5 protein-coding genes are annotated in these 6,146 nt (G+C 70.5%); 4 read left to right on the plus strand and 1 reads right to left on the minus strand.

Annotation, left to right across the window (positions count from 1 at the left end; all coding sequences use genetic code 11):
- Positions 1-372: 372 nt before the first annotated feature.
- Together DLJ59_RS22440 and guaA are read left to right on the plus strand one after the other, a co-directional pair.
- The gene (locus DLJ59_RS22440; protein ID WP_124774584.1) at positions 373-1,452 is read left to right on the plus strand and encodes an IS110 family RNA-guided transposase; all 1,080 of its coding nucleotides are present in this window, start codon (positions 373-375) and stop codon (positions 1,450-1,452) included.
- An 87-nt stretch (positions 1,453-1,539) separates the two neighbouring features.
- Complete coding sequence (gene guaA / locus DLJ59_RS22445; RefSeq protein WP_124774585.1) at positions 1,540-3,096, plus strand: glutamine-hydrolyzing GMP synthase; 1,557 nt, start codon at positions 1,540-1,542, stop codon at positions 3,094-3,096.
- A gap of 7 nt (positions 3,097-3,103) precedes the next feature.
- Here the strand turns inward: guaA and DLJ59_RS22450 are convergent, their stop codons facing one another.
- Complete coding sequence (locus DLJ59_RS22450) at positions 3,104-3,472, minus strand: PspC domain-containing protein (RefSeq protein WP_124774586.1); 369 nt, start codon at positions 3,470-3,472, stop codon at positions 3,104-3,106.
- Positions 3,473-3,615: 143 nt separating this feature from the next.
- Here DLJ59_RS22450 and DLJ59_RS22455 point away from each other — a divergent pair, with 143 nt between their 5' ends.
- A complete protein-coding gene (locus DLJ59_RS22455; protein WP_124774587.1) occupies positions 3,616-4,566 on the plus strand; it encodes an NUDIX hydrolase in 951 nt (316 codons plus the stop codon).
- A 976-nt stretch (positions 4,567-5,542) separates the two neighbouring features.
- Positions 5,543-6,146: NUDIX domain-containing protein (locus tag DLJ59_RS22460; protein WP_244236168.1), on the plus strand; the 604-nt coding region annotated here is incomplete at its 3' end.

The raw sequence follows: 6,146 nt of genomic DNA on the forward strand, positions 1-6,146 counted from the left end.
CCCCCGCGCCCCCGCACGCCGATCTTGCAGTTTCGGTGGCCGGGATGAGTGGAATGCCCCTTATGTCGCGACAGCAACTGCAAGACGCTTCTATGTCGGTGGTGATCGGTTCGGCTGGTTGCCGCTAGGTTCGGCGTCGGTGATCACGTGGGTGACTCGTTCGCGATCCGGCCGCTCGGAGTACGGGTGTGCCTTGTGCAAGACCTGTCCCCAGGTGGTCGTCGGCGCCGGCCCGGCCCACCTTGCTGGCCTGATCAGAAGCCTGCCCGTGTGAACACACGTGGCCCATCACAGATGTGCCGCTGAGGTGACTGCTTCCCGAGCCGACGCCGACTGTCCCGGTCGTCACTGGCAAAGGAGCAACAACCCGAGATGACACAGATCGTAGAGCGGGTCACGGATCGCTATGACGTGGTGGTGGGGGTGGATACCCACACCGACACGCACACCGCTGCGGTGCTCGACCGGTTCGGGGCGGTGTTGGCGCAGGTCACGGTGTGCACCGACTCGGACGGGTTGAGTCGGCTGCTGGCCTTCGCCGCCGCGCACACCCCGCCTGACGGACGCCGGTTATGGGCGGTGGAGGGCACCCGGGCGCACGGTCAGGGGCTGTGCCGGCTGTTGACCGCTGCCGGTGAACCGGTCTGCGAGGCACCCAAACCCGTCGTGGCGTCGCGCCGCCGTGGCGGCAAGTCCGACCAACTCGACGCGGTCGCCGCCGCCCACACGGTCCTCGCACTGTCCACCGACCGCGTCGCTGTGCCCCGCAGCGACGGACCACGCGAAGCGCTACGTCTCCTACTGGTCTGCCGCCGCCACCACAGCGACACACGCACCGCCACGGTCAACCTGGTCAAAGCGCTGATCCTGACCGCCGACGACGCCCTACGTCACGCTCTGCGCGGACTATCCACCACCCACCAGATCGCCCGCCTGGCCGCCCTCGACCTACCCGAGAACACCCACCTGCCCACCGAGGAACACACCCGCCGCCGCGAACTGGCCACCCTCGCCCGTCACATCCACACCCTCGACACCGCACTGGCCGACAACCACCGACGCCTACGCGCCCTCGTCACCGACCTGTGCCCACCCCTACTCGACCAACCCGGAGTCGGACCCGTCACCGCCGCGATCGCCCTCACCACCTGGTCACACCCCGGCCGCGTCCGATCAGAAGCCGCCTACGCCACCCTCGCCGGCGCCGCCCCCATACCCGTGGCCAGCGGCCGCACCGACCGACACCGCCTCAACCGCGGCGGCGACAGAACCCTCAACAGCGCCCTGCACACCATCGCCCTAACCCGCCGCCGCATCCACCCCGAAACCCGCGACTACATCAACCGACGCCGCGCCGAAGGCCGCACCACCAGAGAAATCACCCGCTGCCTCAAGCGCTACATCGCCCGACAGCTCTACCGCACCATCACCACCCACCACCGCACCACTTGACAACCCCCACTCACAGATCGCGGGGAGAGTGGGTTGCTGGCGAGCCGGTGCCGGGAGTGGCCGTGACTGTCGGTAGGCTTCGTGCACATGAGCCTGCCTCGCCCCGTCCTTGTGGTGGACTTCGGAGCCCAGTACGCCCAGCTCATCGCCCGCCGGGTCCGTGAGGCGAAGGTCTACTCCGAGATCGTGCCGCACTCGATGCCGATCGCCGAGATGCTGGCGAAGAACCCCGCCGCGATCATCCTCTCCGGTGGTCCGGCCAGCGTCTACGCCCCGGGCGCACCGCAGATCGACGCGGGCGTGTTCAGCGCCGACGTGCCGGTCTTCGGCATCTGCTACGGCTTCCAGGCGATGGCCCAGGCGCTCGGCGGCACGGTCACCAGGACCGGTAACCGTGAGTACGGCGGCACCCCGCTGCGCCCCCGCCTCCTCGACCCGGGTGTGCTGCTGCGCGACCTCCCGGCGGACCTGCCCGTCTGGATGAGCCACGGGGACTGCGTCACCGAGGCGCCCGAGGGCTTCACGGTGACCGCCGAGTCGTCCGGCGCCCCGGTCGCCGCATTCGAGGACCTGGCCGGGCGTCGGGCCGGCGTGCAGTTCCACCCGGAGGTCGGGCACACCGCGCACGGCCAGGAGATGCTCCAGCGCTTCCTGTACGACATCGCCGGCATCGAGCCGACCTGGACGCCCGAGAACATCATCGACGAGCAGGTCGCCCGGATCCGCGCCCAGATCGGTGACAAGGAGGTCATCTGCGGCCTCTCCGGCGGGGTGGACTCGGCGGTCGCCGCCGCGCTGGTGCACAAGGCGGTAGGTGACCAGCTCACCTGCGTCTTCGTCGATCACGGCCTGCTGCGCGCCGGCGAGGCCGAGCAGGTGGAGAAGGACTATGTCGCCGCCACCGGCATCAAGCTGAAGGTGGTCGACGCCGCCGACCGGTTCCTCGGCGCGCTCGCCGGGGTGACCGACCCGGAGCAGAAGCGCAAGATCATTGGCCGGGAGTTCATCCGGGTCTTCGAGGCCGCGGCCCGCGACATCGCCGCCCACGGCGATGTCGAGTTCCTCGTCCAGGGCACCCTCTACCCCGACGTGGTGGAGTCCGGGGGCGGCACCGGCACCGCCAACATCAAGAGCCACCACAACGTCGGCGGCCTCCCGGAAGACCTGAAGTTCGCGCTGGTCGAGCCGCTGCGCACCCTGTTCAAGGACGAGGTCCGCGCGCTCGGCCTCCAGCTGGGCCTGCCCGAGGCGATGGTCTGGCGGCACCCGTTCCCCGGCCCCGGCCTCGCCATCCGGATCATCGGCGCCGTCGACCAGGAACGTCTCGACCTGCTCCGCCAGGCCGACCTGATCGCCCGTGAGGAGTTGACCGCCGCCGGCCTCGACCGGGGCGTGTGGCAGTTCCCGGTGGTGCTGCTCGCCGACGTGCGCAGCGTCGGCGTGCAGGGAGACGGGCGTAGCTACGGGCACCCCGTGGTGCTGCGCCCGGTCTCCAGCGAGGACGCGATGACCGCCGACTGGTCCCGGCTCCCCTACGACGTGGTGGCCCGGATCTCCACCCGGATCACCAACGAGGTCGCCGAGGTCAACCGGGTGGTCCTGGACGTCACCAGCAAGCCGCCGGGCACCATCGAGTGGGAGTGAGCGCCGCTCAGGCGACCGGCGGCGGGCTCGACGGGGTCGTCGGCGGGTAGGGCGGCGTCGGGGCGTACCCCTGCGGTGGTCCACCCGGCGCGGGCCCGGCGGTGGGCGGCGGGCCGTTCTGCGGCGCGACGCCCGCGGCGTGCGGCCAGGCCGGCGCGCTGGTGGGCTCCTCCGGCATCAGGAACCACATGATCGGGTACGCGAACAGCGCGAGCCCGCCGGTGAGCAGGCCCGCGACCGCGAAGATCACCCGGACCACTGTGGGATCGACGGCGAGGTAGCGGCCGACGCCACTGGCAACCCCCGCGACCATGCGGTCGGTGGTGGGTCGCCGAAGCTGCTTGTACGGAGCGTGGGAAGCGGTGGTCGATGTCATACCCCCACGGTCCGCGCTGGCGCCCACCCCGACCTCGGTGACCGCCCGGATCATTACCCTGACCAATCCCTGATCAGGGCCAGACAGTCAGGAATCCGACTCTTTTCCGTTCCGGTAACCCGGCCCGGGGAGAATTTGCTTCCGTGACCACCTTGCTCAAGCCGCTCCGCAGGATCGCGGCATACGCAGTTTGTGCTGATTCCAGCGGCCGAGTCTTGCTGGTCCGCGCATCGGAGCGCTCCGGCACCCCCGGCGCGTGGTCGCTGCCCGGCGGGGCGGTCGACCACGGCGAGGACCCGAACCACACTGTCGTTCGCGAGACCGCCGCCGAAACCGGCCTCTCAGTCGCAGTCACCGGCCTGGCCGACGTGCTCGCCGACATGCGGGCACTCCCGGACCGCGGCATCACCATCCACACCGACCGCCTGATCTACCGGGTGGCCGTGCGCGGCGGCACCCTTGCCGACCGGGTCGGCGAGCGCCCCACCGACCTGGCCCGGTGGTACACCCTCGAAGAGGCGCGCGAGCTGCCACTGCGCTCGTTCACCGCACGAGCCCTCGGGCTACCCGCCTCCTCCACCGACGTGGTGCCCGACGAAGCACCCGAATTCCCGTCCTTCTACGCCGTGCCCGGCCCCGACGGGCTGCACCGCGCCCAGCGCTTCGCCGCGTACGCGGTGTGCACCGACCCCGCCGGTCGAGTCCTGCTCACCCGAGTCTCCGACGGCTACCCCGGCGCCGGCTGCTGGCACCTGCCCGGCGGCGGCACCGACTACGGTGAGCAACCCGGCGCGGCGCTGATCCGAGAGTTGGTCGAGGAAACCGGGCAGACCGGCCGCCTGGTCGAACTACTCGGAGTCGCCAGCCACCGCGACGCCGCCTCGCTCGGCCCCGAGGGCTACCCGATCGACTGGCACGGCGTACGCGCCTTCTACCGGGTCGTCGTCGACCAGCCCAACCCACTGACCGTGGCCGACGTGGGCGGCTCCACCTGCGAGGCCCGCTGGTTCGGCCGGGAAGAGTTGGGCGCCCTCCCCACCGACCGCCTGACCGAGGTAACCGCCGAAGCAGTCCAAGCAGCCCAACTCACCTGACCCCCGACCGGTCAGTTTCAAAGGGGGCCGGCCCGCCTCACCGTCGTCTCGCACCGCGTCTCGCACCGCGTTTGGCACCGCGTTTGGCACCGCGTCTCGCGTTGCGTCTCGTGCTCCGCGCCTTGAGTTGCGTCTCGCGCTGCGCGCCTTGTGCCCGCGATCGGTGCGCCGGCCCCGCGCCCTGGCCTTGCGTCAAGATCGCGCCTCGTCGGCTGTAGTGGCTTCACCGACGCGTGGAGGTCGGTCACTGCCTCCTGGATGCCGCGCGATCTTCGGCCCGGGGCGCCTTGCGGAGGGCATTTGCGGGCATCCCGGGCAAGGGACCCTCGGCGCCCAGAGCTCGCCCTGTGATCAACTCGGATTCCTTGAAGGCGCGGTGTCCCGGGCGCTGGGATACCGCGCCTTTCTTGAACCCGAGTTGATCAGCGTCTGGCTTGGCTGTTGGCGATGCGAACGGACTCCACAATGAGGGCTAATGGGGTGAAGCAGGCATCCGGATAAACTGGATGAAACCAATACGGACATGACGAATACTCCGTGGCACTGATTGGCTGCCTCAGTCCGAGCGCTCCGCTGGACCGGTTCGCCGACGGGCCGGTTCACTGGCGGGGGTCGGTTCGCCGATGGGCCGGCTCGCTGGCGGGTCGGTTCGCCGATGGGCCGGCTCGCCGAGAGGCCGGCTCGCCGTCGGGGCGACCGCCGACGGGCCGGCTGCCGACGGGGCGACCCACGATGAGCCGGGGTTGCCGACGAGCGCGGCGCAACCGACGGGCTGGGTTCGTGGACGGGCCGGCTCGCCAGTTCTGCTGGCTTTCACGCGCCACCTTGCGTTGATCATGAAGTTAGAGTCAGGGCGCGGGGCGGGCGGCGACGATCTTCTGATTAACGGGCCTGGGGTGCGAAGCGGGGGGCAACGGTGCAATTTACGCGGCGAGTCGGGGCGTATGGGCTTGTGCGGGATTCGGGCCGGGTCTTGGTGGTTCGGGACGGGGCGGAGGGTGAGTTCCCGGGGGTCTGGCGGTTGCCGGGTGGTGGCGTCGACCATGCCGAGCACCCGGAGCACGCTGTGGTCCGCGAGGTCGCCGAACAGGCCGGGTTGACGGTGGCGGTGACGCGACTGCTGGCGGTGATCGCCGATGTGGTCACCTTCCCGGAGGACGCGGTCGCGCTGCACACCGATCGGCTGTTGTTCGAGCTCGACATGCCCCACGGCGCCGTTCCCGAGGGCGCGCTGCGGGGCACTGGGGGTGGCCTGGTTGATCAGGCTCGCTGGCTTTCGTCGGCGGAGGTGGCGGAGTTGCCGCTGACCCCGTTCACCGCCGAGGCGCTCGGTCTGCCGGTCACCCCATTGCCGCCCGGGACGCACCGGCTGCCGCACCCGGCTGTCCCACCACACCCCGATCGTCGGTTGCGCTTTGGGGCGTACGGGCTGGTAACCGATCGTGCTGAGCGGATTTTGCTGACGCAGATCGCGGAGGGCTATCCGGGTGCTGGCCTGTGGCATCTGCCCGGCGGTGGCACGGATCACGGTGAGCAGCCGGCGACCGGGTTGCTCCGGGAGTTGGTCGAGGAGGGTGGGC

This window comes from Micromonospora inaquosa (genome assembly GCF_003857055.1).
GTDB classification, from domain to species: Bacteria; Actinomycetota; Actinomycetes; order Mycobacteriales; family Micromonosporaceae; genus Micromonospora; species Micromonospora inaquosa.